This is a genomic window from Pedobacter sp. KH_004, assembly GCF_057840755.1.
In genome coordinates this window covers 575,176-601,568 of sequence record NZ_CM174519.1, presented here as the reverse complement: position 1 = coordinate 601,568, position 26,393 = coordinate 575,176, and the positions used below count along the sequence as shown (strand labels likewise).

At 37.8% G+C, this 26,393-nt stretch carries 22 protein-coding genes and 1 tRNA gene; 6 read left to right on the top strand and 17 right to left on the bottom strand.

The features are described 5' to 3' along the window. Positions 1-4 precede the first annotated feature (4 nt). The 3 genes from AC3ITD_RS02795 to AC3ITD_RS02785 form a co-directional block, all read right to left on the bottom strand. Positions 5-3,307: a SusC/RagA family TonB-linked outer membrane protein gene (locus AC3ITD_RS02795; RefSeq protein ID WP_489363789.1), complete on the bottom strand. Its 3,303-nt coding sequence runs from the start codon at positions 3,305-3,307 to the stop codon at positions 5-7. A gap of 103 nt (positions 3,308-3,410) precedes the next feature. Next, positions 3,411-4,352 (bottom strand): FecR family protein, encoded by a 942-nt coding sequence (locus tag AC3ITD_RS02790; RefSeq protein WP_489363787.1) that lies wholly within the window; start codon positions 4,350-4,352, stop codon positions 3,411-3,413. 68 nt (positions 4,353-4,420) lie between these two features. Further along, on the bottom strand, positions 4,421-4,981 hold the full coding sequence (locus tag AC3ITD_RS02785; protein ID WP_489363785.1) for an RNA polymerase sigma factor: 561 nt from the start codon (positions 4,979-4,981) through the stop codon (positions 4,421-4,423). A gap of 902 nt (positions 4,982-5,883) precedes the next feature. Between AC3ITD_RS02785 and AC3ITD_RS02780 the strand changes: the two genes are divergently transcribed. The 3 genes from AC3ITD_RS02780 to AC3ITD_RS02770 all read left to right on the top strand — a co-directional run bounded on the left by AC3ITD_RS02780 (position 5,884) and on the right by AC3ITD_RS02770 (position 8,278). Then, positions 5,884-6,096 (top strand): hypothetical protein, encoded by a 213-nt coding sequence (locus AC3ITD_RS02780; RefSeq protein ID WP_489363783.1) that lies wholly within the window; start codon positions 5,884-5,886, stop codon positions 6,094-6,096. A 294-nt stretch (positions 6,097-6,390) separates the two neighbouring features. Next, complete coding sequence (locus AC3ITD_RS02775) at positions 6,391-6,972, top strand: TetR/AcrR family transcriptional regulator (protein ID WP_489363781.1); 582 nt, start codon at positions 6,391-6,393, stop codon at positions 6,970-6,972. A gap of 127 nt (positions 6,973-7,099) precedes the next feature. After that, the gene (locus AC3ITD_RS02770) at positions 7,100-8,278 is read left to right on the top strand and encodes an MFS transporter (protein ID WP_489363779.1); all 1,179 of its coding nucleotides are present in this window, start codon (positions 7,100-7,102) and stop codon (positions 8,276-8,278) included. 514 nt (positions 8,279-8,792) lie between these two features. Here AC3ITD_RS02770 and AC3ITD_RS02765 read toward each other — a convergent pair. Both AC3ITD_RS02765 and AC3ITD_RS02760 read right to left on the bottom strand, forming a co-directional pair. After that, positions 8,793-8,872: transfer RNA gene (locus AC3ITD_RS02765), tRNA-Leu, on the bottom strand. 80 nt (positions 8,873-8,952) lie between these two features. Continuing rightward, positions 8,953-9,258 carry a DUF3817 domain-containing protein gene (locus AC3ITD_RS02760; RefSeq protein ID WP_489363777.1) on the bottom strand — a complete coding sequence of 102 codons (306 nt, stop codon included), beginning with the start codon at positions 9,256-9,258 and terminating at the stop codon, positions 8,953-8,955. Between the two features lie 223 nt (positions 9,259-9,481). Between AC3ITD_RS02760 and AC3ITD_RS02755 the strand changes: the two genes are divergently transcribed. Then, positions 9,482-10,639 carry a pepsin/retropepsin-like aspartic protease family protein gene (locus AC3ITD_RS02755; protein ID WP_489363775.1) on the top strand — a complete coding sequence of 386 codons (1,158 nt, stop codon included), beginning with the start codon at positions 9,482-9,484 and terminating at the stop codon, positions 10,637-10,639. 501 nt (positions 10,640-11,140) lie between these two features. Beyond that, positions 11,141-11,752, top strand: coding sequence for a GIN domain-containing protein (locus AC3ITD_RS02750; protein ID WP_489363773.1), 612 nt, complete (start codon positions 11,141-11,143; stop codon positions 11,750-11,752). A gap of 138 nt (positions 11,753-11,890) precedes the next feature. On the opposite strand, the gene AC3ITD_RS02745 is transcribed toward AC3ITD_RS02750, so the two are convergent. Further along, positions 11,891-12,160 carry a DUF3072 domain-containing protein gene (locus AC3ITD_RS02745; RefSeq protein ID WP_265797872.1) on the bottom strand — a complete coding sequence of 90 codons (270 nt, stop codon included), beginning with the start codon at positions 12,158-12,160 and terminating at the stop codon, positions 11,891-11,893. Positions 12,161-12,574: 414 nt separating this feature from the next. Between AC3ITD_RS02745 and AC3ITD_RS02740 the strand changes: the two genes are divergently transcribed. Further along, positions 12,575-13,732 carry an alpha/beta hydrolase-fold protein gene (locus AC3ITD_RS02740; protein WP_489363771.1) on the top strand — a complete coding sequence of 386 codons (1,158 nt, stop codon included), beginning with the start codon at positions 12,575-12,577 and terminating at the stop codon, positions 13,730-13,732. A 39-nt stretch (positions 13,733-13,771) separates the two neighbouring features. On the opposite strand, the gene hscB is transcribed toward AC3ITD_RS02740, so the two are convergent. The 11 genes from hscB to AC3ITD_RS02685 form a co-directional block, all read right to left on the bottom strand. After that, positions 13,772-14,311 carry a Fe-S protein assembly co-chaperone HscB gene (hscB, locus tag AC3ITD_RS02735; RefSeq protein WP_489363770.1) on the bottom strand — a complete coding sequence of 180 codons (540 nt, stop codon included), beginning with the start codon at positions 14,309-14,311 and terminating at the stop codon, positions 13,772-13,774. Positions 14,312-14,387: 76 nt separating this feature from the next. Then, positions 14,388-15,776 (bottom strand): RIP metalloprotease RseP, encoded by a 1,389-nt coding sequence (rseP, locus tag AC3ITD_RS02730; RefSeq protein ID WP_056849609.1) that lies wholly within the window; start codon positions 15,774-15,776, stop codon positions 14,388-14,390. 29 nt (positions 15,777-15,805) lie between these two features. After that, a complete protein-coding gene (locus tag AC3ITD_RS02725; protein ID WP_265797876.1) occupies positions 15,806-16,966 on the bottom strand; it encodes a 1-deoxy-D-xylulose-5-phosphate reductoisomerase in 1,161 nt (386 codons plus the stop codon). Positions 16,967-17,217: 251 nt separating this feature from the next. Next, positions 17,218-18,720, bottom strand: coding sequence for a GH3 auxin-responsive promoter family protein (locus AC3ITD_RS02720; protein ID WP_489363767.1), 1,503 nt, complete (start codon positions 18,718-18,720; stop codon positions 17,218-17,220). Between the two features lie 114 nt (positions 18,721-18,834). Further along, positions 18,835-19,623: a hypothetical protein gene (locus AC3ITD_RS02715; RefSeq protein WP_265797878.1), complete on the bottom strand. Its 789-nt coding sequence runs from the start codon at positions 19,621-19,623 to the stop codon at positions 18,835-18,837. After that, positions 19,620-20,588, bottom strand: coding sequence for a glycosyltransferase family 2 protein (locus tag AC3ITD_RS02710; protein WP_489363764.1), 969 nt, complete (start codon positions 20,586-20,588; stop codon positions 19,620-19,622). Before AC3ITD_RS02710 ends, AC3ITD_RS02715 begins: the two co-directional genes overlap by 4 nt. A 70-nt stretch (positions 20,589-20,658) precedes the next feature. Then, positions 20,659-21,609 (bottom strand): glycosyltransferase family 2 protein, encoded by a 951-nt coding sequence (locus tag AC3ITD_RS02705; RefSeq protein WP_489363762.1) that lies wholly within the window; start codon positions 21,607-21,609, stop codon positions 20,659-20,661. Positions 21,610-21,725: 116 nt separating this feature from the next. Continuing rightward, positions 21,726-22,295, bottom strand: a complete 570-nt coding sequence (locus tag AC3ITD_RS02700; protein ID WP_265797881.1) for a DUF4199 domain-containing protein — start codon at positions 22,293-22,295, stop codon at positions 21,726-21,728. Between the two features lie 15 nt (positions 22,296-22,310). Continuing rightward, on the bottom strand, positions 22,311-22,979 hold the full coding sequence (locus tag AC3ITD_RS02695) for a hypothetical protein (protein ID WP_489363760.1): 669 nt from the start codon (positions 22,977-22,979) through the stop codon (positions 22,311-22,313). Positions 22,980-23,100: 121 nt separating this feature from the next. Then, complete coding sequence (locus AC3ITD_RS02690; protein ID WP_265797883.1) at positions 23,101-24,357, bottom strand: dihydroorotase; 1,257 nt, start codon at positions 24,355-24,357, stop codon at positions 23,101-23,103. Then, a complete protein-coding gene (locus tag AC3ITD_RS02685; protein ID WP_489363757.1) occupies positions 24,354-26,393 on the bottom strand; it encodes a vWA domain-containing protein in 2,040 nt (679 codons plus the stop codon). The genes AC3ITD_RS02690 and AC3ITD_RS02685 overlap by 4 nt, the downstream gene beginning before the upstream one ends.

Below are 26,393 nucleotides of genomic sequence, written 5' to 3'. Positions count from 1 at the left end.
ATTATTAGAGGTTAACACTTAATCCCAGGATGAAACTTCTTGCTTGTGGATAACGGCCTACATCAAGTCCATTATTATCCATACCAATCTCCGGATCGAAACCAGAATAATCAGTAATGGTGAAAAGGTTGTTCGCAGTAGCGTAAATTCTAACCGCACCTGTTTTAAGTTTGCTGGTCAGCGATTTTGGCAGACTGTAACCCAGGGTTACGTTACGGATTCTTAAATATGATCCGTCTTCAATATAAAAATCAGAGGCATTAAAATTTCCGTTGTTATCGCTCGTTGAAATGATGGGCACCTTCCCACCCGGATTTTCTGGCGACCAGGCATCCAATATCCCTACAAGCTTGTTGTATGATGGACCACTGGCGCTGTAAGTAGTTCTTTTTACAGCATTAAATAATTTATTTCCCTGAACACCCTGTGCGAAAATATTGAAATCGAAATTTTTATAACTGGCGTTAAAGCTCAATCCATATGAAAAATCCGGGTACGCACTACCTGCCAAATAACGGTCCTTGCTATCAATTGATCCATCGCCGTTAATATCTACAAACTTGAAATCACCCGCTTTTGCATTGGGTTGAACTTTCTGCCCATTTACATTTTTATAATTATCTGCCTCGGCATTGCTTTGGAAAATCCCATCAGTTTTTAACACGTAATAGCTGTATAAAGGTTGCCCAACATTAATGGATAAAGGAGCAAGTTCGTTTCTAAAATTGGTGCCAACTGCAATGTTCTGCAATCCCGGAGCGAGCTCCTCCACTTTATTATTCAGCTTAGTTAAGGTTGCATTAACCGAATAGGTAAATGCAACCTGTTTGTTGCTGTTGTAAGTTAAACCCAGTTCAATACCCTTATCCTTAACCAAACCAGCGTTGATGGTTTGCGTATTCAGCCCGGCGGTACCAGGTAAGGTTCTGGTTAAAATCATTTTATTGGTTTCCTTGATAAAATAATCGGCAACAAAACTCAGACGGTTAAAAACGGTAACATCAAGTCCGATATTAGTCTGTTTACTTTCTGCCCAGGTGAGGTTTTTATTGGCCAAAATGGTTTGAATATAACCTGTTTGCAAGGTTGGCGATTGTCCAAAATAACTCTGCGTGGCGCTTAATAAAGGATTGACCGCTGATGATTGTAAACTACCCAGGTTGCCAAGAATACCATAACTACCCCTTAACTTCAGCTCGTTTAACCAATTTACTGATGAAAGAAAATCCTCTTTACTGATGGTCCAGCCCGCAGAAACAGAACCATAATTCCTGTATCTGTTTTCTTTTGTCAACATCGAAGAACCATCTCTCCTACCGATTAACGAAAGCAGGTATTTTTCCTTGTAATTGTAATTAGCCCTCAAGAAAAATGACGAAATCGCTTTAGCATCATAATAACTTGATGAAGGCTGAATTACTGTTGCATTAACTAAATAACGGTATTGCGCAGATTCATCATCAAATCCTGCACCCGATGCAGACAAACCACGGCTTTGCGTTTTCTGAAAAGTATAGCCCCCTGTGAAATCAAGCTGATGAGATCCGAGCGCTGTTTTATAGCTCAGTACCTGTTCTGCTAAAAAGTCATTGGACTGCGCTGAACTTTCTGATAAACTGTTGCTTAATACCGGCTTGCCCACTTCTGGCCGTTTTGGAACAAAGCTTTTGTATTGAGATGAGTTTCTGGTGATGCTCATATTGGATCTAAAACTCAGACCTTTTGCCAACTGAACAGTTGCGTATGGATTTACCACTAAAACATTGATGGGATTATTGATGTCTATCCGCTTAAGTTCTGCTACAGGGTTTACAATATCACCATAATCGCCGGCATATTGCCCACCTGGCAAGCCTGCAAAACTTCCATCGGCATTGTAAGGGGTTCCGTTTGTTGGATAGTAAATAGCCGATAACAATGCACCTGTATAATCGCTGCTGGTATTTGCGCCATTACCGTTGGTATTGCTGTAGGAAAGATTTTCGCCAACTTTTAACCAGGGTGTTACCTGGTGCTCAGAGTTTATCCTGAAATTATAACGCTGGGTTTTGGTATTCAGCACAATCCCTTCTGCACTGCGGTAATTGAAGCTCATGTAATAATTCGATTTTTCACTTCCACCATTGATTGCGGCGTTATAATCCTGTAATAACCCATCTCTAAAAACCTCATCCATCCAGTTGGTACGGGTAACCTGTCCATCAGGGTATTTGGCTACATCAAAAGCTGGAAGAATGGTTGTACCACCATTTTTGGCCGCGGTTGCCGCTACCTGGGCACGTTGCGCAGCATTTAATGGCGCTAACTTTCGCCATGCACTTTGCTGACCCACTTTAGCATCGAAGCTGATTTGCATTTTTCCGCTTTTACCTTTTTTGGTGGTGATCAAAACAACTCCGCCTGATGCTCTGGCACCGTAAATTGCTGCAGAAGCATCTTTCAGTACTGAAATCGATTCGATATCGTTTGGATTGAGCTGTGGCGTACCTGAAAAGATGGAACCATCAATTACATACAAAACATTTTCACCGTTTATCCCACCGGCACCCCTGATGTTAATTCTTGGAGTTGAGGTTGGATCGCCGCCCTCGTTGGTAACAATTACCCCTGGAGACTTACCAGCAAGTACTTCGCCAACGCTATTTAAAGATCTGGAATTCAGCTTATCGAGTGAAACAATACTCACTGCGCCAGTTAGGGTTTCTTTCTTTTGTGTACCGTAACCCACCACAACCACATCGGCCAATAGTGACCGTTCTTCGCTCAAAGTAACGTTGATCACCTGGTTATCCCCGACCGTTAGTTCTTTGGTACGGTAACCGATCATTGAAAAGGAAAGTATACTTTCTGCACCGACTTCAATTCTAAAGGCACCGTTAGCATCAGTTATGGTGCCTGTTTGCGTACCCAGCACTTTTACTGATACACCTGGTAAACTCAGGCCCGTTGAATCTTTTACCAAGCCGGTAACGATACGATCTGGCTTATTGAAGGTGGCATTATTTAAAATCACATAATTACCATGCTCCATCACTTTTAAACCTAATTTATCCAATAAAGACCGAACGGGTTCCCTTTTGAAATCGCCACTTACAACGGTGTTCCTGTTTTGAAGCAACTCCGGATTATAAACAAAGCTCAGTCCTGAGCGGGATTCGATTTCCCGGATAATCTCCGTTAAGCGGTGTCCTTTGGTGATTTTGATACTAATTCTACTGTTCTCCAACCGCTGGGCCATGCCCGCTGAGGCGAAGATTGAGCTGCAAAATATGCAGAGTATTGAAAATGTTAAGCATGAATATTTCATGATTTTAAAAAGGGCTAGTGTCCTCTTGAGTGAGGTTGTTCTCATTTGTTTGATTATTGTATAAGTGAAATTTGTCTGTTGCTACTTTGGGTTTATTTTTCTATTATTGATAGATTATAAAGCGTTTATGATCTTTACTTTCGATGAGTCGCAGGTGATGCAGATCGCAAAGGATGTCCAGGATTTCTGATGGCTCTTGTCCACTGTTGAAGTCTGCGGTACATTTTAAACTCAAAAACTGTTGCTGGCCAACCTGTATTTTAATGTTGTAGATATATTCCAGTTTTTCAATAACCTCAGCTAATGAACTGCCGTCAAATGCTATTTTTACCACTTTTGTCCGAGTACCAGCCTGAACAGCAATCTTTCCCGATTTTTTATCGAAGCTTAGTACGTCTCCCTTTATTAAAGCGCCGAGTGACGTGGATCCCTGCTGTACGGCAACCTTTCCAGTTGCTACCGTGATGTTCATGAGATCTTCATCGGGAACATCGCGAATGCGGAATGAGGTACCCAAAACCTTTACTTCGAGATCGGATTGTAATTTTACCAGAAATGATCTTTTAGGTTCGTGTACCACAGAGAAGAAAGCATCTCCGGCAAGAAGTTTTACGATTCTTTTTTCAGTTGAAAAATGAGCGGGGTAAGAAATTTTAGTGTTCGGTTCGAGAAGAATTTTTGAGCTGTCCGGCAATATAATTTCCTTGCGCTCATTAACGTTGGTGTAAGCCGTCAGCTCAATTTGTGGTTCACCGTTTCGCTCTGTAGTTTTCCAGAACAATAACCCAATTGATAAGGTTACCAGCAATAAGGCAGCAATTTTTATCCAAGGGGAATAAATTAGTTTTCTTTGAGCGCTTTTTGAATGTGTGGCACGTTTGATGTGCTGACGCATGCTCTCTGCGATTTGCAGTTTGCGCTCGTGAGCTAACGATTGATAGGAAGGCAATGCACCGTACCATTGATCAATCCTGTTGATCTCATCTTGATCAGCATTTCCTTCCGAATATTTTTGCAGCAATTTGACTGCTTCTTTCTGTGTCATTTGAATAGATGTCAATTCAAATAAAAAAAGGTACTAGCTAAACTTGTTATCGCTAAGTTAAGTTTTGGTTAAGAAAGAAGAAACGCGATGAAAAGGACGTAGGAAAGGTTTTCGCGGAGTATTTTCATGGCAGCGGTAATCTGATTTTTTACGGTTTGTACCGATATACCAAGTTCTGCTGCGATTTCTTTAATCGACCGGTCCTGTGTTCGGCTCATAAAAACTACCAAACGCATTCGCTCTGGCAGGCGGTTCAAGGCGGCCTCAACATCCTGGCTCAAATCCTTTAAAAGAAGTGCTGAGTCAGTTTCTTTGGCCTGTTCCAGGTTCATCAGGTAACTGAGTTCTGCATGGTGGCCATTACGCATAGCTTCAGCCCTGAAGTGGTTAATTACCCGATATTTGACTGCGCCATAAAGGTAGCCTGTTAAACTTCCTGTAATTTCAATAGCCATTCTATTCTCCCACAAGGAAATAAAAATTTCCTGCGTAATATCCTGAGCAACTTCCTCATTCCCTGATTTCTTGAATGCGGCATCAAAAACAAATTCCCAATAACGGTCAAACAGTTCATCCATTGCCCGATGATCGTTGATTTTTAAAGAATCGATTAAGGTGTTGTTCAGCATAGTTTTTACTGCTGACAAAACTAGGCGGCCAATATTCCCTTATCATTAATAAATCTTAAAGATTCCAGATTGCAAGTGATTTGTGTAGCATATTTGCAAATAGAATGTTCTATAAAAGAATTTTGGTGAGCATCATGCTCAAAATAATGGATTATAAAAATCTAAGGAACCCCAACACCTACTACGCAAATCGATAGCTTGAGGAATTGTAATTGTGATAAAACTTACGTACCAGTAGGTTTTAGTGAACAACCAATTCTTGCTCGTCTAAAATATCGGTTTTAAACCCTCTTTTATTGATCGTAATTAAATTATGTAAAGCAAAATTTGCCATAATGATGATCATATATGTTAAAGACTACAGTTCTAAATTCCTCACCAAATCGGTACAATCATTCCAAATGTCTGATGTCATTTTACTAAATGGTTTTTATTATCTCTTTTTTGGAGTTTTCCAAAAGTATTGAATATAAAAAAGAGCGGTAGTTGAGAAAGAAATTCTTAGGGATCCCTACCAGGAGTGTGTAATAACCTTTCAAATTCGGTTATTATTACGATAGAGTACAGTGGAGAAACTACGAGATTAGACACCGACATTAAAAATAACCTTAAATCATTCTGTTTGTTGAAAAATCACCAAATACATTCGGCAGCTGCTTTTACAGAAACAATAAGTAACAGCGCAACAAAAACCTGGTTTCAAAAAATTCGAAAATGAAAAGCCAATGCTCAACTATTCGTTAAGCGGCAATCAACCATCTAAATCCGAAATGAGCATGAGCTTATTGACCGAATTTTATCTACCCTAATAACCTCAATAAGATTTATCAAAAAGGCAACATTACACAGAAGCATACGCTGATGAGTAGGGTGTTAAAGATTATCTGTTATGAAGTGACGATATGTTTAGAAACGCTTTTATTGACCCAACGCTCAACGATAACATACTGAAAGTGAAGCAAAAAGGGTTGCTTTTAAATGAGCAACCCTTTAAGGTTTTGGGCTTGAGCCCGGTTAGTACCCATGAGCGGGAATACTTTGAACACCTTGACAGGTTTCTAAGCCTTCTAGAACCGATAATTGATGATTTAACAACTAAAGGTTTCATGGATTAGCGGCTGTTTATTTTGTTTATTATTCTGTTGATTTCAAAAAAAAGACCCTGTAGCGGACTACTTTAGAACCAAAAATTTGGATAATACAAATATCCTATTTTCGGTTTTCATAGGTGCACAAATGGAATTTAAACTATCATGATTTCACCTTTATATTCGTGACTGGACCAAGATGATGAGGTAATGGCTCCCAGTATTACTCTAATAGTTGTCGGTTAGGTATTCAATTGCAATTAATATATCAAAAATTCAAATTAAATTATAAACTGATCGGTTTATAATTACCTTTGTACCATGGGAAGAAACAAAGAATTTGATTATGACCAAAAACTGGATGTTGCGATGAATCTCTTCTGGTCACAAGGCTACCATAACACTTCTATAAGTGATTTGGAAAGTCATATGGGGATTAATCGAAGTAGTATTTATCCGACTTATGGTGATAAAAAGGATTTGCTTATTAAGTGCTTAGATAAATATTTAAGCGGTAAAATTTTAGAATACGCGAGGATTTTAAAGGGAAGTCACTTAGGCGCAGTTAAAAATTTGAAAAAAATTTTAAGATTGGCAATAGATGAAAGTATCAGCGAAGGCAGGACATGTTTAGCTGTTAAAATTGCCTTTGAAATTTCAACAACTGATGAAGAGATTATACGTCTATTATACAAAAATGAAAAAATGATTGAAGAGATCTATTTTCAAATCATAAAAGATGGACAAGAGAAAGGTGTTTTTAGGGATAATCTAAATACAGAACTGACAGCTGCTTTCTTTTCATCTTCATCCAGTGCATTGTTAAAAAAATATGCGCTAACTAAAAACCGAAAAGAAGTTTATGATATGATAGACACTCTAATCCAAATGGTTACAGCCTAATTACAAACTACAGAATTAGCTTCATTAACCTAGTAAATATTGAGCGTAAATTTGTCCTAAATAGCGCTATAAAAGTACAATTTAACAAATAATTTTTTTTCTATATTTTTAAACCGATCAGTTTATTATGAATGTAATTACAAATAAAAGAATAGCGTATATAGGATGCCTGGGCGTTATAGGTATCATAAGTACCGAGTTTGGTATCATTGGTATTCTACCCCAAGTCGCTGAATATTATGATATAAATATAGGAACAGCTGGGTATCTTCTAAGCGGATTTGCATTAGCAATCGCTCTCACAGGGCCTTTTATGGTATTATTTGCGTCAAGATATGACAAAAAGAAAGTTATGATTTACGCTCTAGGCTTATTTTTAATTTCTAATTTCTTGTCTTGTTTCAGCCCCCCTTTCTGGTTATTAATAATACTGAGAATACTGCCAACAATTTTGCATCCGGCATTTTTCTCCATGGCAATTGCTGCTGCAACAAAAGATACTGATCAGAAAACTCAGATGCAATTAACCAGTATAATAATTGGAGGTATAGCTCTTGCACAGGTGACCATTATTCCCTTTACAACATTTATAGCCGGTATTTACACATGGCAGCTGAGCTATGTTATTCAAGGCACTGTAATTCTTTTCGCATTACTGGTTATTTATAGATACTTGCCATCTATGCCTAACAAAGAAGTGAAGTCCTTCAAAAATCAACTAAGCATACTGTTCCGACCAACGTTTATTGCGGGTACAGCATTAAATTTATTATTAATAACGGCCTGGTTTTGTTCCTATAGCTATTTTGCCGACTACCTTTCAAAAGCAAAGGGTTTAGGTACGCAAGAAATAAGCTACATGTTACTTTTATTTGGTGTAATGGGGGTAATTTCAAATTTTGTAGCAGGTCGTTTATTAGGAAAACACATGGTCTGGACGGCCTCCTTTTTCATTATAGGTACATTTTTACTGCCATTTGCATTTGAATATATTAATAGTTCAATAAGCAGTATTGCATTTGTGGTGGGGTTTTGGGGAATTATGTACGGTCCGTGTTTCCTAATAGGTGTTGGTTATATGATATCGGCGGCTCCTGATGCTAAAGAATTTGCAAATAGTCTGCAAACCTCTTTTGGAAATTTAGGGGTATCCTTAGGTACCGCCACCGGAGGATGGTTCATTAATCATTATGGTATACAAATCACTCCTTGGGTAGGGATTGGGTTTGGTTTTCTGGCAGTTATCGTGATCATTTGGAGGGCTTTTTTAGATAGAGCTATTAAAAAATTAATCAAAATCAAATGATTCACCTTGATATTACTACATACCATTAAGCCGTAGTAGAGAAATGATCGACTATGCCTTGTGATCAGGTCAGGCTTTTTCTGGTGTTTTCCTAATAATTATCAATATTCCCTAATTTTTTGATCACCTACAACGAAACACTCACAGGATCCATATAACTTATAAAACAGAATTTCTGCTAAATAGACTTAAACCATGATCTTCAGTAATCTATCAAGAACTCATTTCATTAATCAAATCCATTTTGCTGTTTTTGATGATGAGTTTATGATAAAATAAGCAAAGTAGTTAGGCATGGAAAGATATGGCATATATATAAGGTTCCCTACAGAGTGATTTCTTGTTATGCCGATTGGGATCAATTGATTATACAACATCTTGGTTCAAAGATAGCCCGATTACATTGTTTGAGTAAATTGATGTTTATCATAAATACTTTGAACACACCTTAATGAACTTTTAAGTAGGAAAAAGTCGTAAAAAAACCGGAATCGATGTGTTCGATTCCGGTTAGTACCCAGCGCCGGAGTCGAACCGGCACGGTTTCCCACAGGTGTTTGAGACCAGCGCGTCTACCAATTCCGCCAGCTGGGCATGTGTTGGACGGGGTTGCAAATGTAGAGAACGAAAGTTAAAATGCAAAAAATAATTTAAAATAATTTGTAATGCATTTATTATCGGGTACTTGCATTCTCCGGCCTCTCATCTTTTAGCTTCCTGTCTACAATAAACGGTGCAAAAGGCAACAATGAAGCCACAAAAATAAGGAGCGCTTTACCAAATTTCCATTTTTGTTCTTGCCAGGCAAGAACCAGTGTAGCAGTATACAGTACAAACAATAAACCATGAGCCCAGCCCGTATATTTAACAAATAGTGGCAAATCGGCAAAATACTTTAGTGGCATCGCGACGAAAAGCAAAAGCAAATAGGAAATTCCCTCTGCTACTGCTACCTTTCGGAAAATGGATAGTGAACTCATAAAATCTGATTTTGAGTCGAAAGTAACCCAAAGGAAGGCACAAACAAAAAGTAAAAAATGATTTTACACTTTGATGTTGCAATAGAACACGAACTTTTCAGGACTGCTAACAAGATGAAAATCACATTCTTCTTGCATACGAACATGGTTGCAGGTGAAATCAATCAGCATAAATAAAAACATTTCAATAATTATTTTCATCTTTAGGGCTGAACTATTTTAAATGAAAGCCCTCATCACTACACTATTATGTGCTTTGTCTTTGTGTTTACAAGCGCAAACTAAAATTCCGGTAATTAAAGCTGGAAGCAAGTCCGCCAAAATTTATGAAGAAGGTAATTCAGTTTCATCATGGGGAATAGATCCTAAAACCTCTCCCGATATCTATACCACTAACAAGAATACCAATCGAAAAAAAGTTACTTTCCAAACCGATATAGATTCCATTACCTTGTGGGTTAAGCCTGGCGAGCAAAAAGATTTCATCGTATTGCTGAACGGTAAAGACTCCTGCTTGACAAGGATTAAATCTCCGGAAATCAAAAATTTTAGCAATCTGAAGCCAGAATTGCATGACTCTATCCCATTCCGCCTTAATCAATACAATACCAATCTGATTGCTGTTTTCTTCAACCACCAGGATTCGCTTCAAATGAATTTCGATACTGGAGCAACGGAGATGTCGTTAACTACCGATGCACTTACAAAAAAAGTAAAATCCAATCCTGAATTATATTCTCGCCTATTGGACATAAAACTGGGAAAGCGGACTTATCAAAGTAAAGTTTATGATACTCAGGTGGTGGGTCATGAGGCTGATGGTTTATTGGGCTGGGACATTTTCGACGGGATGGTGTTGGAACTCAATTATGATAAAAAGCTGATGGCTATTCATTCTAAAATGCCGGATAACATCATCAATAATCGCAAAACCTCCAGATTTAAGATCAAATACATCAACAACAAACCTTTTATAGAAGGATTCATCTTTCATAATAAGCAGGCTTATAAAAACTGGTTTCTCTTTGATACGGGTTATCAGCGAACAGCGATGTTAGATAACGACTTGCTTAAAACAGATAAATTTCCAACGGAAAAGATGGAAGTAATTAAAAAGGTAATCATGCGTGGAACCCAAAACAATGAAATTCCTGTGATTACAGCGAAACTTCAGAAGCTTAAACTTGGAAAATTTGTTCTTGAAAATATACCCGCACAGCTTTTAGGATCAGCTAAACCCATGCCTGGGATAAATATCCACATCCTGGGTTCTGATATCCTGAAACGTTTCAATACATATATTGATTTGCAAAAGGACCTAATTTACTTAATGCCTAATCAATTGTACAGCATGAAATATGCTGACCAGAACAAAAGCTAATTCTTCTACCCTAGCCCCCACAAATCATCTAGTTCTTCCTTCTGATTCTCGTTTTTAAAAGACGTATCGCTGCCGAACGGCAATATAAATTACCTATTCCCCTGGCCATATTTTTATCCCGCTAACAGCTTTTTGCACAAGTATCTATAAAAGCCAAGTTTGCCCACAACCACCGCATCCCTATTGCACCGCTAAGGCAGGATAAAGGCATTTTAGGGCATAGATAAAAATGTTAGACTGGAAAGTGGAAACTTATAAGCCAGAAGAATCCGCTCGAAAATCTCTTTTTAACAAATAATTCTACCTATAAAGGAGAAAGCCTCATTACGCCAATCATATTCTAAAACTAAAGAACCATACCAACACTTTTTCGTCGACAAATTACAGGCGTTGGTCTGATGCTTTCTTCGGCTGGTATAAAAGCCAATTTTCCGCTGAAACGTTTCCTGGGTGACCACGTCTTATTATCAGAAAACATTAAGAAACTTAAAATATAAAGTCATGAAAAATTTAACAAAAACATTATTCGCAGTAGCATTAACAGCAGTAGTATTTACCTCTTCAGCAATCAGCAGCGCTGCTTCAGAACCATTAATTAAAGAAACTAAAGCTGCCGTAGCTCCAGGCTTTAACAGAATTTGGGTTAGCGGCAACGTTAAACTGGTTTTAACAAAAGGAAAAACTCAGCACATTTCGGGTGCCGAAAATTTTGATGCCAGCAAAACTTCAGTAAACAGTGATGGAAAAACCTTATTCATCAATTCGATGGAGCATAACCTGGTAACCATCAATATCACTATGCAGGATTTGGAAAGAATTGAAGCTTACGGACAATCTATCGTGGTAACCAGCAACAATTTCGATGTTAAAAACCTGCAGTTGTTTTTGCACCAAAGTGCAACAGCAAAAATTAAAACTTCCGCAGCCAGCTTGTACACCGTAGTTAATGAAGATGCGGTATTAAAACTAAACGGAAAAGCAGAGGAAAGCACCTTAATTGCAACCAACATGAAAAATGTAAGCACTAAAGATTTTGCTACTCTAAAATCAGCTACCTACTATTCAAAAGCAATGATGGAAGCAGAACAAAATGCGCTTGCATTAGCCAAGTAATCAGATAATCCTAGTAACAACTAAAAAAAATGTCCCACGAAGTAAATACTTCATGGGACATTTTTATTAAAATATAATTTGAGTAAATCAGGTGAAAATCGGACATAACCGCATCATGATCATGATAACAATCAGATCTTATTGATGAGATTCCAATCCTCTACCGGTTTTGTGTTGCAATTCATCGATCCTTTTTGATGCTTCTGATTTAGATAAAGTTTCATCAAAGGATTCACCAGCTTCATCAGAAAGGGTTTTTAGATACGACTGCTGTGCACCCGTCATCGGCTCATCTCCTGTTGTCCAATCATCGGGATTTTTCACTGTATTGGAGCCCGTTAAACCATTGTGTTGATCATTGGCAGAATTTTCATTCTGAGGAATTTGTTTTTCTTCGTTAGTATTCATGACATGATTGTTTTAATGTTCAATTTCAACACTAAAACAAGAGGCAATGTTTTGTTTATTCCGATAACGAATCGGAATACTGATATACAGCTAACAAATAAAAATTAGAAGCCCGAAGTATCCGCTTAATACCCCGTTCCCCGGCCGCCCCTTGGACTAAATTTGCTTTGAAATGCCGGACATGCTCTTTGCGAACAAGCTGAAAATAAAGTTAAAAGTATTAAGACAGTGAAAATGTAAGCGAGCTTCATGGGATCTTTTTCTTACAAAGAACAGCTTCTGCTTTCATTACTGAAATAGTCTTTTATGGCTACAGAAAAAAATTTTTAGTAACTAAATCGGTAACATTCTCAATGCAATATTTTCTTATTTGAGCTTATAATATTACCTTGATGCTGCTATATGAATCCTCCAATGAAAAATTTCATCCTCGTCTTTTTACTCATCGCTTCTTTTAGATTATCTGCCCAGGAAAACTTAAATTTTGGCAAACAGAAGGAACTTGTCTCACCAGAAATTCATACTGATAAACGTGTAACTTTCCGATTGTATGCACCACAGGCAAATAAAGTAGAGCTGCAAGGCGATATGCTTAATCAGCCTGGAAATGCGCAAATGCAAAAACAAGCCGACGGTACCTGGACTTACACCACTGCTCCATTAAAATCAGAATTATATAGCTATTCATTCGTATTAGATGGTGTGAAAACCAGAGATCCGAGCAATGTTTACCAGATCAGAGATGTAGCTTCGGTAGTAAATGTGTTTTTAGTGGGCGATGGAAAAGCAGATCATTATGCAGTGACTGATGTTCCCCACGGCACCCTGGCTAAACGTTGGTACAACTCGCCCGGAAACAATATGAACAGAAGATTAACGGTTTACACTCCGCCTGGCTACGAAAGTGGAAAACAAAAATGTCCTGTTTTGTACTTACTTCACGGCATGGGTGGCGATGAGGAGGCCTGGGCAGCACTCGGACGTACGGCTCAGATTTTGGATAACCTGATTGCCAAAGGAACCGCCAAACCAATGATTGTGGTAATGCCGAATGGAAATGTTGCGCAACAGGCAGCGCCAGGTGAAGATGTAAAAGGATTTTATAAACCTACCATGCAACTTCCCCATACGATGGATGGAAAAATGGAAGAAACCTTTAGCGATATTATTAAATTTATAGAAAGCAATTATCGGGTAAATGCCAATAAATCGCAAAGAGCCATTGCTGGTCTTTCTATGGGCGGCTTCCATTCCTTGCATATTTCCAGGTATTATCCGAAAACATTCGATTATGTCGGGCTTTTTTCTCCCGCTATTATGCCCTTCGGAAAAACCAATTCTCCAGTATACGAAAATATAGATGCCACCTTAAAAAACCAATTTAGCAACGGGTTAAAACTGTATTGGATAGGAATTGGTAAAACAGATTTCCTTTACAAAACCGTTGCCGATTACCGCAATAAGCTAGACAATAATCAGATGAAATACACTTATGTAGAAAGTGAAGGTGGGCATACCTGGGCAAACTGGAGAGATTACCTCGTACTTTTTGTGCCGCAGCTGTTTAAATAGTAAAGAACATCTGCATGAATGGAGCTAAAAACCAAGCAGTTAAGTTTTCGGTAAACGCTCCCTGATTCTAGAAATATATTTCTGACGATAAAAGATATCTTTGATAGCAGGCAGTAAGCTTTGAGCATCAGCAGGACTTTCATCAAACTGTTTAACCAGTTTATCCAGCTCGTTTTTAAGCTGCTGCTCAATTACATCTACCTCTCCCCGCACCTGCGATAATTTATCGGCATCAGGCTCAAATTCCAGATCCATCAGCGCTTCATTCACCTCCATCACTTCCATCAAAAAACTTTGTGGTAATTGATATCCCTCATCAGTTTCTACAATCCCTTTAAGTTCCAGCACATATTTCAATCTTCTTTTAGCATTGCTCAAAGTTTGATAAGCTTTATTGTTCAGAGTGGATAAAGTCAAAACTTCATCTTGTTTTTCAACGCTTTCATTCGCGTAAAAATCTGGATGGTATTGCTTGCTCAAAGCATAAAATTTAGCTTTTACCTGCTGCTGATCGGGATTGAACTGCACGGGCAAGTCATAGAACTCGAAATAATTAGACTGTTGCGTTTGCTCACTCATAATAGGATATCATTAAAAAGCCGTAGCTGCAGTTCGAAAATCAAACTTCATCTGCGGCAATATTATTAATTTGATTTTACTTCCCGAAAGATTTTAAAATATCATTACCAAAAGCAAACACCATTAAACAAATGAGGATTACAAAGCCTACAATCTGTGCTTTCTCCAAAACCTTTTCGCTTACTGGTTTGCGTTGTACCATCTCAATAAGTAAAAACACTACGTGGCCTCCATCTAAGCCTGGGATGGGCAATAAGTTCATAAAGGCCAGTGCCATGGAAATTAATCCGGTAAGCGTCCAGAATTTTACCCAATCGAAGGTTGAACCATAAACTTTAGCAATACCAATCGGACTGCTGATGTTACGGGCGCTTAATTTACCGGTGATCATCTTCCCAATACCTTTCGCATTATCTAAAAAGGTGCTGTAAGCCATTGTTGCACCAATAGGTAGCGACTCTGCAAAGCCAAAACTTACATGCGCAGTTTCTGGCATTTTAAATCTCGGCCCAATTCCAATTGTTCCATCTTTGCCAACATTCACATCGAAATTGATTTCTTTTCCACCTCTAAGCGCAGCGATACTTATCTTCTTACCCTTATTTGCAAAAACCTCATCTTTAAACTGATCAAAGAAGGTAACCGGTTTTCCGTTAACAGCTAAAATGCTATCTCCTTTTTTAATTCCGGCAGCATAAGCTGGATAAACCGGTTTTGTATAGGGCCTTTTAAACAGTTTATCGAAAAACGATTGTTTGTCGGCTTTTTCATCTGGTTCCAAAACGGTTTCCACTCTTGCCATCCGGTAGCGTGGGGCAATAAAGTTCTCTTTATCGTTTTTAGAAAGTTTATTTAAAATAGTATCCGGAACAGAAATATAAAGCGTTTGATTGCCACGCAAAATAGTCAGTTGTGCTCCATCAAACAATACTTTACTAGAAATGGCATCTTCAAATTTAATCAGCTTGCTTCCATTAATGGCCAAAATTCTATCTCCGTTTTTAAGCCCGATTCCTTTTCCTATCGAACCTACAGAGATTCCATCTGTTAACTTTCCATTTACGGTATAGGTTTGTCCATATTTAAAGGTAAGCATCCAAAAAATGATTACACCTACCACTATATTGACAATAATACCCCCAAGCATCACAATTAAACGCTGCCAGGCTGGTTTCGAGCGAAATTCCCAGGGTTGAGCAGGCTGAGCCATTTGCTCGGTATCCATACTTTCATCAATCATCCCCGCAATTTTCACGTAGCCACCTAATGGCAACCATCCCACACCATATTCAACATCTCCTTTTTTGAAGCTGAAAAGTTTAAAACCCCATGCATCAAAAAATAAATAAAACTTTTCTACTTTAATGCCAAATGCTCTTGCTGCAAGAAAATGCCCTAATTCGTGTAGTATTACCAATAAAGACAATCCGAGCAACAGCTGCCCCGCCATAATCAATCCATTCATATTTGCTTATAAAATTTTTATGTTAGATGTTAAACTTTACTTTTTGTTACTAATTCGCTGGCGAAGATACGGCTATGTTTGTCAGTTTCTAAATAATCGCTCAATTGTGGCTTCTCAATGAAACTAATCTCTTGCATACACTGCTCAATTACTTCGCTCATTTGCAGGAAACCAATTTTATCCTTTAAAAAAGCTTCAACTACAACCTCATTGGCTGCATTTAAAATACAAGGCATGTTCCCACCCTTCCTTAAAGATTGAAATGCCAGTTTTAAATTTCTAAAGGTTTCCATATCTGCCTGCTGGAAGCTAAAATTTGGATAATCCAGAAAGTTAAAACGTTTAAAATCGTTTTTTAGCCTATCTGGGTAATTTAAAGCATATTGAATAGGCAGTTTCATATCCGGAACGCCCATTTGTGCCTTCATTGATCCGTCAGTAAATTGAACAATGGAATGAATAATAGACTGCTGATGCACAATCACGTCTATTTGATCGACATCAAGATTGAACAACCACTTTGCTTCAATTACCTCCAATCCTTTATTCATCAGAGAGGCCGAATCGATGGTTATTTTCGCACCCATTACCCAATTGGGATGTTTTAAGGCTTGCTCTTTTTTTACTGAGGATAAAAATTGCTGGTCTTTACCCAGGAACGGACCTCCGGATGCAGTGAGGTAGATTTTTTCGATTTCATTCTGCTCCTCGCCTACCAGGCACTGAAATATGGCGGAATGTTCTGAATCAACCGGAAGGATTTTAACCTGGTATTCCCTTGCCAAATTTGTGATATACTCTCCAGCAACAACAAGGGTTTCCTTATTGGCAAGGGCAATATTTTTGCCTGCTTTTATTGCGGCAATAGTTGGCTTCAATCCCACTGAACCCATCAATGCCGTCAGCACAATATCGCTTTTCGGATAAGCTGCAACTTCTGAAAGTGCTTTCTCACCTGCTAAAACTTCGATGTTAAAAGACGATAATGAATCCTTTACATACAAATATTGGCTTTCATCACAAATCACAACGGTTTCGGGCTTAAAGTCCTTTGCCTGCTGAATAAGCAATTCAGCATTTTTAAGTGCAGACAATACAGAAACCTTAAATATTTTAGGATGATCCCGAACAACTTCAAGTGCCTGTGTACCTATACTTCCTGTAGAACCTAAGATGGTTATGTTTTTCAAATTTTATTCTTTTATTCAATTCTTTTTTGGACAGGTATAATCCAATATACCTTCCGCCCAGCTTTGCCTGAGTACTGTATCTTCGTTCAGCTTAATCCGGCCTAACAAATTTTTGGGAATGCAGTACCCTAGCCTAAGCACAAACTCTAATACAAAAATTTTCAGCCGGTAAATATCACCCCACCGCTAGAAGCCCTTTATCAGGAAAGGTTAAATGAGATTGCCACGTCGTGCCTCCTGGCAATGACGGTCTACTTAACAATATATTCCTCCAACTCATCAGCCAACTTCCTATCATTACTCAATCTTGGCACTTTGTTCTGCCCGCCCAATTTACCTTGGCTTTTCATATAATTTACAAAAGCATCTTTTTGCAAAGTACGTATAATTAACGGCTTAAGGATATTCCCTTTAATGAGGTCAAAGTAGTAAATATTTTTCTTTTGCAAAGCCTGATCAACTTTTTTGCTAAAGGCGATTATATCTTTTGGAAGCGATGAAAACTCCACAAACCACTCATGATATGGAAGTTCACCAGCCTTCGGATTAACCTGAGGCGCCACTGTAAATTCCGTAATCTCCACTTTTTCTTCGTTTGCCACAGTTAACAAAGCATGCTCTACCTCTTCTCCAATTACATGTTCGCCAAAGGCGGAAATAAAATGTTTAATACGCCCCGTAACTATAATTTTGTATGGATTTTTAGAAACAAATTTAATGGTATCGCCAATGCTGTAACCCCATAAACCGGCGTTTGTATTAAGTACGAGCGCATAATTGGTTTCTAACTCAATCTCCCCAAGCGATAAACGAGTAGGTTTTTCGTTGTGATACTCATCCGCTGGAATAAACTCGTAAAAAATCCCAGCATCAGCCAACAACAGCAAACCTTTATCTTTTTGGGAGTCCTGATAAGCGATAAAACCCTCTGATGCGGGATAAGTTTCAATCGAATCGATTCTCTTGCCGATGCTTTGTTCTATTTTCGCCCGATAAGGTTCGAAATTTACTCCGCCATAAATAAACAAGCTGAAATTCTTAACGATGTCGGCAATTTTCTTTCCTCCGCTCTTTTCTGATAGTTTATCGAAATACATCTGCACCCATGGTGGAATACCAGAAATTAAAGTCATGTCTTCGCTGATGGTTTCATCTACAATGGCATCTACTTTTTGTTCCCAATCTTCAATAATGTTATTTTCATAAGAAGGCAATCGATTTTTTTGCAAATAGCCAGGAACATGGTGCGCCACAATGCCTGACAAGCGACCAACATTGATTCCGTTTTTTAGCGTCAGCACAGGGCTCCCCTGTAAAAAAATCATTTTTCCGTTTACAAAATCTGTTTTACCGGTTTCATGAATATAAGTGAGTATGGCATTCCGGGCAGCTTTGATATGCTCAGGCATTGATTCTTTGGAAAGCGGAATATATTTTACGCCAGATGTTGTTCCTGATGTTTTGGCAAAGTAAAGCGGCTTTCCTTTCCAAAGCACATCACTTTCGCCTGCAACAACCCGATCTACATATCCTTTTAAAGCTTCGTAATCGCGAATGGGAATAGTTTCTTTAAAATCCTGATAATTTTTGATCTCCGCAAAGCGATGGTCTTTCCCGAAAGCTGTATTTTCCGCCGTTTTAATAAGATTTTGAAGAATTTTATTTTGTGCCTCAACGGCATTCTTTTTCCACTTATTGATTTGCCATACTGCAAATGCTGCAAAAGGTTTACTTAACGCCGCTTTTAACCCCATAACTCCAAACCCTTAAACGGGCTTCTCCTTTCTAATGTTAATATTCAGTTCGTTAATAATAAAATGCATAAAATTTACTATGTTTTTAACGCTCTCATTTTGGAGAGCTGAGACCTAAACGATATTGTGTAAAATATCTGGATGTTCATCGCCCTTATACTCTCCTGCAATTTTACGGTAGGCTACTGTTAATGCCACACTCGATAACGGAACAATAATAAATGAGCTTAAAATATTTACTGCGAAGGCTACAAATGGCCAGTGTAACATATTAAAAACCAGATAAATTAAATACCCCCCACCTAAAACCAGTAATAATAAAAGAATTTTAGTGAAATTTCCTTTGGTAATGGCAAGACTTAGTTTAATAGATTCAAAAGGCGCTACATTTTTATCGATGATAAAAAACGGAAAAAAAGAAATCCTAAGCCAGGTGATAAATATGGCCACAATACCTACCGAGATGGCAACGTTTTTAATTACATCTAAACTTAACCCAGTGTAGATAAACGGAAACGCAACTAAGATGACCACCAGGTAAACACCTAATATACACCCAACAAAATAGAGTGTAGCGATAAGAAAGCGAATAATTTGCTGCCGTGTTGGAAGTGTGTCTACAATTTTGACATCATTTTCCTCATCATCCATTAAATGAAAAATGTATTTGAATAGGGATAAATTGATGGTAAAATAAAGAAAGACAAAGATAATGGCCATTACAGCACTCAACGCTTTGCTCACATCTTTAATAAAAAATGCCATTAAGCTGGATGCGCTTGCGGTGATAAACATCAGAAAGCAGAGCGTAGCGATAGAAAAATAGTGTTTTCTGGTAATGCCCCATGCTTTTTGAATAACATCGTTAACGGCAAAAGTGCTTTCTTTTAGATAATTGATCATTGTTGTTTGAATACCACTCGTTTAAATAAATCCTGTATAAATCCTAAACCATAGGCGGTTAGTTGGATGAACGAAGATATAATGCTCAAAAATGCAACTTTTAACGATTTATTTACAGCCCAGGAATGAAAAAATATCAACATAAAGTACACCAAAAGCAGAAAGTTACAAACATAGGCTAATGGCGGATAGATGAAGTTACATAAAATGGCAAAGCCAAGGCCAATGGTAAATACTGCTGGAAAAAAGTGGACCAACTTGAGCTCTTTTGGGAAGTGTTTATAAATATTAATCCTTGCCCTCCCGAAAAAGTGCAATTGCTTATAAAACTGGCTAAAACTAGTTCTGCGTTTGTGGAATACTTTAGCCTCTGGAATTAACCCGATTTTAAAGCCAGCTGCATGGATCCTGATGCTATACTCGATATCTTCCCCTAAACGGGTTAAGATGAAACCACCAACTTTTTCCCAGGCCTGGCGAGAAACGCCCATATTAAAACTTCGGGGATGAAACTGGCCAACATGTTTTTTGTTACCTCTGATGCCACCGGTTGTGAAAGGCGATGTCATGGCGTAGCTAATGGCTTTCTGTACTGGTGTGAAGCTTTCGTGTGCAGCATCCGGACCACCATAGGCATCTAAGTGGTGCTCGTAAAGATAGTTCCTTACAATTTCCAAATAATCTGGCGGAACCAGAATATCAGAATCGAATATGATGAAATAATCTCCTGAAGCCCGCTCGAAAGCATAATTCCGGGCGAAACCTTGTCCTGCGTTTTCTTTGAAATAATATTTTATATCGAGTTTTTCCGCATAAGAATCTACAATTTTCTTGGCATCATTTTTAGAACCATCTTCAATCACCAAAACTTCAAACTGTAAATAAGTTTGTTTAGTTAAGGTGTACAAAAGCTCGTCGATTTCTTGCGGACGATTATAAAGCGGAATGATTATAGAGAAAAACATTTTTGAGGTTGAGGGTTGAAAGTGTACAGGTTGAGGGTTTGAGTGGATAAACCTTCCGCATTGAAGCCACCTACTTTAATTCCTTTTCTATCAAATACTGGTTTCTTTCTGGTGCGTTCCGAGACAAAAGTTCGGCAATAAAGCCTGCTAAAAACATCTGCGAACCCACCACTATTGCCACCAACGACAAATAAAATAACGGCTGCTGAGTTACATCGCGATAGGCTAAGCCTTTCCAAATGAGAATCTGCTTTTCTACCAGTACATAAAGTGACATGATAATTCCCAAAAAAAAACTCAATACTCCTAATGAACCAAAAAAGTGCATAGGCCTTTTACCAAATTTACCAACAAAGAAAATGGAAAGTAAATCTAAGAAACCATTAATAAATCTGCTAAAGCCAAATTTAGTTGTTCCGTATTTACGGGCACGATGCTCTACAACTTGTTCTGAAATCTTATTAAAACCTGCCCATTTCGCTATTACCGGGATATAACGGTGCATTTCTCCATACACTTCAATGGTTTTAACCACATCGCTCCGGTATGCTTTTAACCCACAGTTGAAATCGTTCAATTCAATTCCACTCATTTTGCGTGTGGCTGCATTGAATAATTTGGTCGGAACTGTTTTGGTGATGGGATCGTAACGCTTTTTCTTCCAGCCCGAGATCAAATCAAGTTTTTCTTCGTTAATTCGACGGTATAATTCTGGAATTTCATCTGGACTATCTTGTAAGTCAGCATCCATCGTAATGACCACATCGCCTTGGGTAGCCTCGAAGCCAACGTTTAATGCCGCAGATTTACCATAGTTTCTTCTGAATTTGATACCCTTAATAGCTGGATTTTGAATTCTAAGTGCTTCGATAACTTCCCATGATCGATCAGTACTTCCATCATCAACTAAAACAATTTCATAACTGAAATTATTTTCAACCATCACTTTATCAATCCAGGCCGTTAATTCGGGCAGCGATTCATCTTCGTTAAATAAGGGTACTACAACTGATATATCCATTGTTAAGCATAAACCTCGCTAGTTTCCAAAACTTGCGAGGTTTGTTTAAAGTAAAACGTGCAAATTTCATCAAATTAAATGATAAAACCTGCACGTTCGAAATTTTATAAGATTTACTAATTTTCTTTCGGGAAAGTATTAAAAGTTGTTGGTTCTTTTTTCTTCAAAATTGCGGCAAGTATTAAAGATAAAACGCCATACATGGCCAAGGACACACCAAAACTTGTGAATGAATTTTTCAAAGTTGGAGCAAGTTTTTCTTCCATATTACCTGCTTTTTCTAAAGCTTCGTCAATTTGCTCTGACGCCATCCCAAATTTCTCCATCATCGCTCTTTGCGAATCTGTAATTGCAGCGGCAGCTCTTGCTGGCAACCCGGGATCAATAACAGTCATTAATAACACATTATATAGCACTGAAACCAATGCTAATATTAAAGCAATAATTAAATAAGACTTAAAAGCTTCTCCGAATGTCCAAAAACCACCGATCTCTTTACGAATGGTAATTCCTGCGAACACCAACAGCACGATAAAAATAATTAAGATGATAAAAGGCAATGCAAAATTGGTAAAAAGCATTACAGGATTAATAAAATGTAGCGTTAATGATATTGCAACGGATACAGCCGCAAGTATGAAACCATACTTGAGTGATAGTTTGGTAATTAAGGCACTTTTGTCCATAGCTTTTCTTTAAATTTAGTTATTAATGGTTGTGATCAATATATACGTAGCCGAATCGAAGGATTTGTTACTGCTAAATTGAATTAATTCTTTTGTGGTGGTTGCACTACCTTCTACATCAAGGAAAAAAGCCATAAAAGGAACAAATAATTCTTGCATTTCTTCGCTAATGTTAAGCGTTGGAGCGGTTTTACAAATCTCTTCTACGCTGCTCTCGGCTAACTGCTGATTGCTAATCATTTCTTCGTAAATTTCAAACTCATCTTGAAATTCATCGTCTTCAACTAGTAAAAACTCTTTTAAGAAATCGCCCAACTCTGGCTCAATATCTTCATCTTTACATTCTTTGATGTATAAAAGTAGATTTAAAAGCTCCGTTCCTCTATCAATTGTTTCTTCCTCGATATCAGCCCATTCATCGCTTTCTAAGTAATCATCTTCTAATTTTTGAACATCGCTGCTAAAGAAATTAACCATCAACAAGTCGAAAAATACTTCACGCAATTCTTCAAATTTTGGATGCGAATCGAAGACTTCGTCAAAAGCAACAACTTTGTCCATGAACTTCACATCAAGCTCGAAAGCCGCAATGAGTTCTGTTTCGAAACCTTCTACGTTGATAGCCGCAACTTCAGCATATTTATTTAACGATGCGACAAGCGCCTTTTTTACTCTGTTATCCATATTTTAAAATTTAAATGAGCAAAGATGAAAGAAGAATGATTAAAGGTAGTAAGCCTAATAAAATCTTCTCCTTGCTTAATCTTCACCGTTGCCCCTTATATTGTTCTTTGTTCCTTATTCTTTAATCCTTAAACAATTGTTGATTATTATAAACTAATGTTACTTTTCCGGTTAGTTCTGTTCCTAAAAGTGGACTATTAGCAGATTTTGAATAGTTATTTACCGCATTATATAGCCATTTTTCATTCGGATTATAAACCGTAAAATTAGCTACAGCACCTTCTTCAATTACAGGAATATTTAAATTTAGCAATTTACGTGGGTTAATCGCCAATTTCTCCGCAATTAAGCTGGCGTCCAATCCTGTCTTTAACAATAATGGAAGAACTGTTTGCAACGCAATGATACCGTAATGTGCAATTTCAAACTCTACATTTTTAAATTCAATTTCCTCAGGGCGATGTTGCGAAGTGATGGCATCAATTGTACCATCTTTCAAACCTGCGATAAGTGCTTTTACATCAGCTTTGCTACGTAATGGCGGTTTCACCTTGTAATTGCTATCGAAATCTGTCAGCAAGTCTTCTGTGAAAACCAAATGGTGTGCTGTAACATCGCATGAAATTTGAACGCCATCTTTTTTCGCCTTGCGTATTAAAGCAACTGAACCAGCTGTAGAAATATTGCTGATGTGAATTTTTGTCTCATTGTACTGCGCTAAAAAAATATCGCGGGCAATATGCATTTCCTCGGCCAAAGCTGGCAAGCCTTTCATACCTAAAAGAACCGAATTTTTGCTCTCATTAATTTGCGATTTGCCTGCAATGGACTTATTTTCCGGGTAAACCATCAGCAAAGCATCAAAACCCTTGGCATATTGTAAAGCACGACTCATAAAACCGTCGTCTTGCAGCGCTTTGTCGCCATCGGAAAAAGCGACAGCACCTGCCTGTTGCATATCAAACAGTTCTGCCAATTCTTTAGCCTCCCGATTTTGACTGATGGCTCCTAACGGATATACATCAATCAGATTATTTTTCGCTTTGTTGATGATATATTCTACCTGCGATTTTGATTGAATAACCGGATCGGTTTGGGGCAAAAGTGCCAAACCAGTAAAACCACCAGCCCTTGCAGTAGCAGTTAAAGTTTGAATATCTTCTTTAGTTTCGAAACCAGGATCGCCGGCAGCGCAATTTAAATCGAAAAAACCGGGACTTAAGAAAGAACCTTCAGCATCAAAAACGTTTTCTTCTTTTTCTGGTGATAGTTTTCCTATGCTTTGAATTTTACCATCAATTACCCGAATATCGCATTGCTGCTTATTAAAACTACTTTGCGGATCGGCAATGGTTACATTTTTAACTAGGAGATTCATATTGTTTTTTTAGGGTTGTTAAAAAATCGAATGAGCAGAATTTCAGCAGCAATAAAAATCAGCGACAAAATTAGACAAAGTTTCCATAAAGTTTGTCCGATTTCATTAGCACCTGCAATTAATTTTACTGCATCTTTATCAGCATCAAATACTTTCAAATTACTTTCAGCGGCAAGATTGTCCAATTCTGTTTTATTCAAATAATGCATATCAGATTCCGTTCTACCGCCATTAAAAGCATAAACAGAAATCAGGGAGTCGGCCAAGGCAAGGTTATAAAAGCCCGCACTTTTTATTTGATCGGCGACATAAATAAGCGTTTTGCCATTAATCTGACGGATTTCAGGAATTGCCTCGAAGTTTTTAGCGCTTAGCTTTAAGGTTTGATTTTTACCCAAATTAATTTTTTTGCTGGCCAATGCATTATCGTTTCCAAGATTATAATACAGTGCTATTTCATTGCCAGCGTTTAAAGCCAAACGGTACATTAAAGGAACAAAAACCGGGTGCCGAGCTAAATTCCCATCACCGGTGTTGAGGCCCGTTGCTGACAAATAAACAGCACCATTACCAGCGCCGTATTTAGCGAAAAAAAGTTTCCCACCCGGAAAGGAAAGAATATTCTCTTTGTTAGCCGAATTACTTTCAACAAAAGAAAAATATCGTTGAGCTACTGGTAAATCGAGATTTTTAGGAATATCTTCGAATACAGTTTTAAAAATAGGGTTCTGTAACTCAATCTGATCTACTTTAGTTTCTGTAGTATTTAAACTCTGAATAATAGGTAACGACAAGTCACTTAAAAAAGCATTGTAGGTTTGTATATTAGCATCTAAATCCGGAAAAATTGCAATGGCTCCGCCTGCATTTAAATAAGTCTTTAACTGTTGTGCCAATCCAGTAGATGGATTTTTCAATCCGTTAAGTACAATTAAACCGAAATTAGCAAAATCACTGTAATTTATATTGTTTTCTCCATTCTCAGTGAGTTTGTAATAATTGTCTGCAGCAAAAAGCGCTTTGATATAATTTCCTGCGTTTGCTCCGTTAATACTCAAAACAGGTAAACTTTCATCAACCTTAAAACTGAAAGATAGCGTATCATCAAACGTAACCGGGAAATCTTTAATGGCTATTTGCCCCTTTTGCCAGCCAGCTTTCAAGCCAGAAAAGCTCAAAGTATCCGTTTTAGTTTTTCCTGCTGGAATAGTCATTGCACTTAAACCTTTCTGCTGGTTGTTAATGCTTAGTTTCAAAGGAATATTCTTCGCCTCCTCATCAGAATAATTTTTTAACTGAACAACAAGTTTCTCACTTGCAGCCGGCTGGTGGTTAGGAGAAAGTGTCCACACGCTATCCACAGCAACATTTGGTAAACCAGTAGCATTCAACTTTATGAAAGCATATTGGATTTCTTTCTTTGTTGATAATGTTGGTCCTTTAGCAATATTTTTCTGAAAATCTGAGATAATAAAACTGTATTTGTTGACTGAGCCAGTTAAAACATTGCCTTGCCGGTTTAATATCTGCTGCAGATTTCTATTTGCCGCGGAAATCTGAACATCGTCAAGTGCTTTCAAAAACTCATCTGCATTTAATAATCTTTGATGTTTTCCCTCGAAATCGTTTGTTAAAAGCTGAAAACGATCATTTACCCCGAAGCTTTTAATTAACTCTTTTGCTCTCCGTTTCGCCTCATCCAACAGATTACCATCCTTATTGATGGCTTCCATACTATAAGAATTATCGATATAAATGCTAATTGAGTTGTTCTGGCTGGTCGTTTTTTGACCTTTGAGCGGGATATAAGGTTGCGCAAATGCAAGTACAAGGAAGATTAATGCTAAAATCCTCGAAAATAAAATCATTAAATTTTTAAGCTTTTCTCGTGATGAATTTTGTTGCTCAACTTCTTTTAAAAGCTGAACATTAGAGAAATAAACTTTTTTAAATTTTCGGAAATTGAATAAATGAATGATGACCGGAATTGCAACCGATAATAGTGCGAAAAGAAAGCCCGGATAAAGGAAATTCAT

What these genes read in the sequence shown, in the direction of transcription:
- AC3ITD_RS02795 (WP_489363789.1), bottom strand. Translation starts at nt 3,307, where the DNA reads ATGAAATATTCATGCTTAACATTTTCAATACTCTGCATATTTTGCAGC.
- AC3ITD_RS02790 (WP_489363787.1), bottom strand. Translation starts at nt 4,352, where the DNA reads ATGACACAGAAAGAAGCAGTCAAATTGCTGCAAAAATATTCGGAAGGA.
- AC3ITD_RS02785 (WP_489363785.1), bottom strand. Translation starts at nt 4,981, where the DNA reads ATGCTGAACAACACCTTAATCGATTCTTTAAAAATCAACGATCATCGG.
- AC3ITD_RS02780 (WP_489363783.1), top strand. Translation starts at nt 5,884, where the DNA reads ATGTTTAGAAACGCTTTTATTGACCCAACGCTCAACGATAACATACTG.
- AC3ITD_RS02775 (WP_489363781.1), top strand. Translation starts at nt 6,391, where the DNA reads ATGGGAAGAAACAAAGAATTTGATTATGACCAAAAACTGGATGTTGCG.
- AC3ITD_RS02770 (WP_489363779.1), top strand. Translation starts at nt 7,100, where the DNA reads ATGAATGTAATTACAAATAAAAGAATAGCGTATATAGGATGCCTGGGC.
- AC3ITD_RS02760 (WP_489363777.1), bottom strand. Translation starts at nt 9,258, where the DNA reads ATGAGTTCACTATCCATTTTCCGAAAGGTAGCAGTAGCAGAGGGAATT.
- AC3ITD_RS02755 (WP_489363775.1), top strand. Translation starts at nt 9,482, where the DNA reads ATGAAAGCCCTCATCACTACACTATTATGTGCTTTGTCTTTGTGTTTA.
- AC3ITD_RS02750 (WP_489363773.1), top strand. Translation starts at nt 11,141, where the DNA reads ATGAAAAATTTAACAAAAACATTATTCGCAGTAGCATTAACAGCAGTA.
- AC3ITD_RS02745 (WP_265797872.1), bottom strand. Translation starts at nt 12,160, where the DNA reads ATGAATACTAACGAAGAAAAACAAATTCCTCAGAATGAAAATTCTGCC.
- AC3ITD_RS02740 (WP_489363771.1), top strand. Translation starts at nt 12,575, where the DNA reads ATGAAAAATTTCATCCTCGTCTTTTTACTCATCGCTTCTTTTAGATTA.
- hscB (WP_489363770.1), bottom strand. Translation starts at nt 14,311, where the DNA reads ATGAGTGAGCAAACGCAACAGTCTAATTATTTCGAGTTCTATGACTTG.
- rseP (WP_056849609.1), bottom strand. Translation starts at nt 15,776, where the DNA reads ATGAATGGATTGATTATGGCGGGGCAGCTGTTGCTCGGATTGTCTTTA.
- AC3ITD_RS02720 (WP_489363767.1), bottom strand. Translation starts at nt 18,720, where the DNA reads ATGGGGTTAAAAGCGGCGTTAAGTAAACCTTTTGCAGCATTTGCAGTA.
- AC3ITD_RS02715 (WP_265797878.1), bottom strand. Translation starts at nt 19,623, where the DNA reads ATGATCAATTATCTAAAAGAAAGCACTTTTGCCGTTAACGATGTTATT.
- AC3ITD_RS02710 (WP_489363764.1), bottom strand. Translation starts at nt 20,588, where the DNA reads ATGTTTTTCTCTATAATCATTCCGCTTTATAATCGTCCGCAAGAAATC.
- AC3ITD_RS02705 (WP_489363762.1), bottom strand. Translation starts at nt 21,609, where the DNA reads ATGGATATATCAGTTGTAGTACCCTTATTTAACGAAGATGAATCGCTG.
- AC3ITD_RS02700 (WP_265797881.1), bottom strand. Translation starts at nt 22,295, where the DNA reads ATGGACAAAAGTGCCTTAATTACCAAACTATCACTCAAGTATGGTTTC.
- AC3ITD_RS02695 (WP_489363760.1), bottom strand. Translation starts at nt 22,979, where the DNA reads ATGGATAACAGAGTAAAAAAGGCGCTTGTCGCATCGTTAAATAAATAT.
- AC3ITD_RS02690 (WP_265797883.1), bottom strand. Translation starts at nt 24,357, where the DNA reads ATGAATCTCCTAGTTAAAAATGTAACCATTGCCGATCCGCAAAGTAGT.
- AC3ITD_RS02685 (WP_489363757.1), bottom strand. Translation starts at nt 26,393, where the DNA reads ATGAATTTCCTTTATCCGGGCTTTCTTTTCGCACTATTATCGGTTGCA.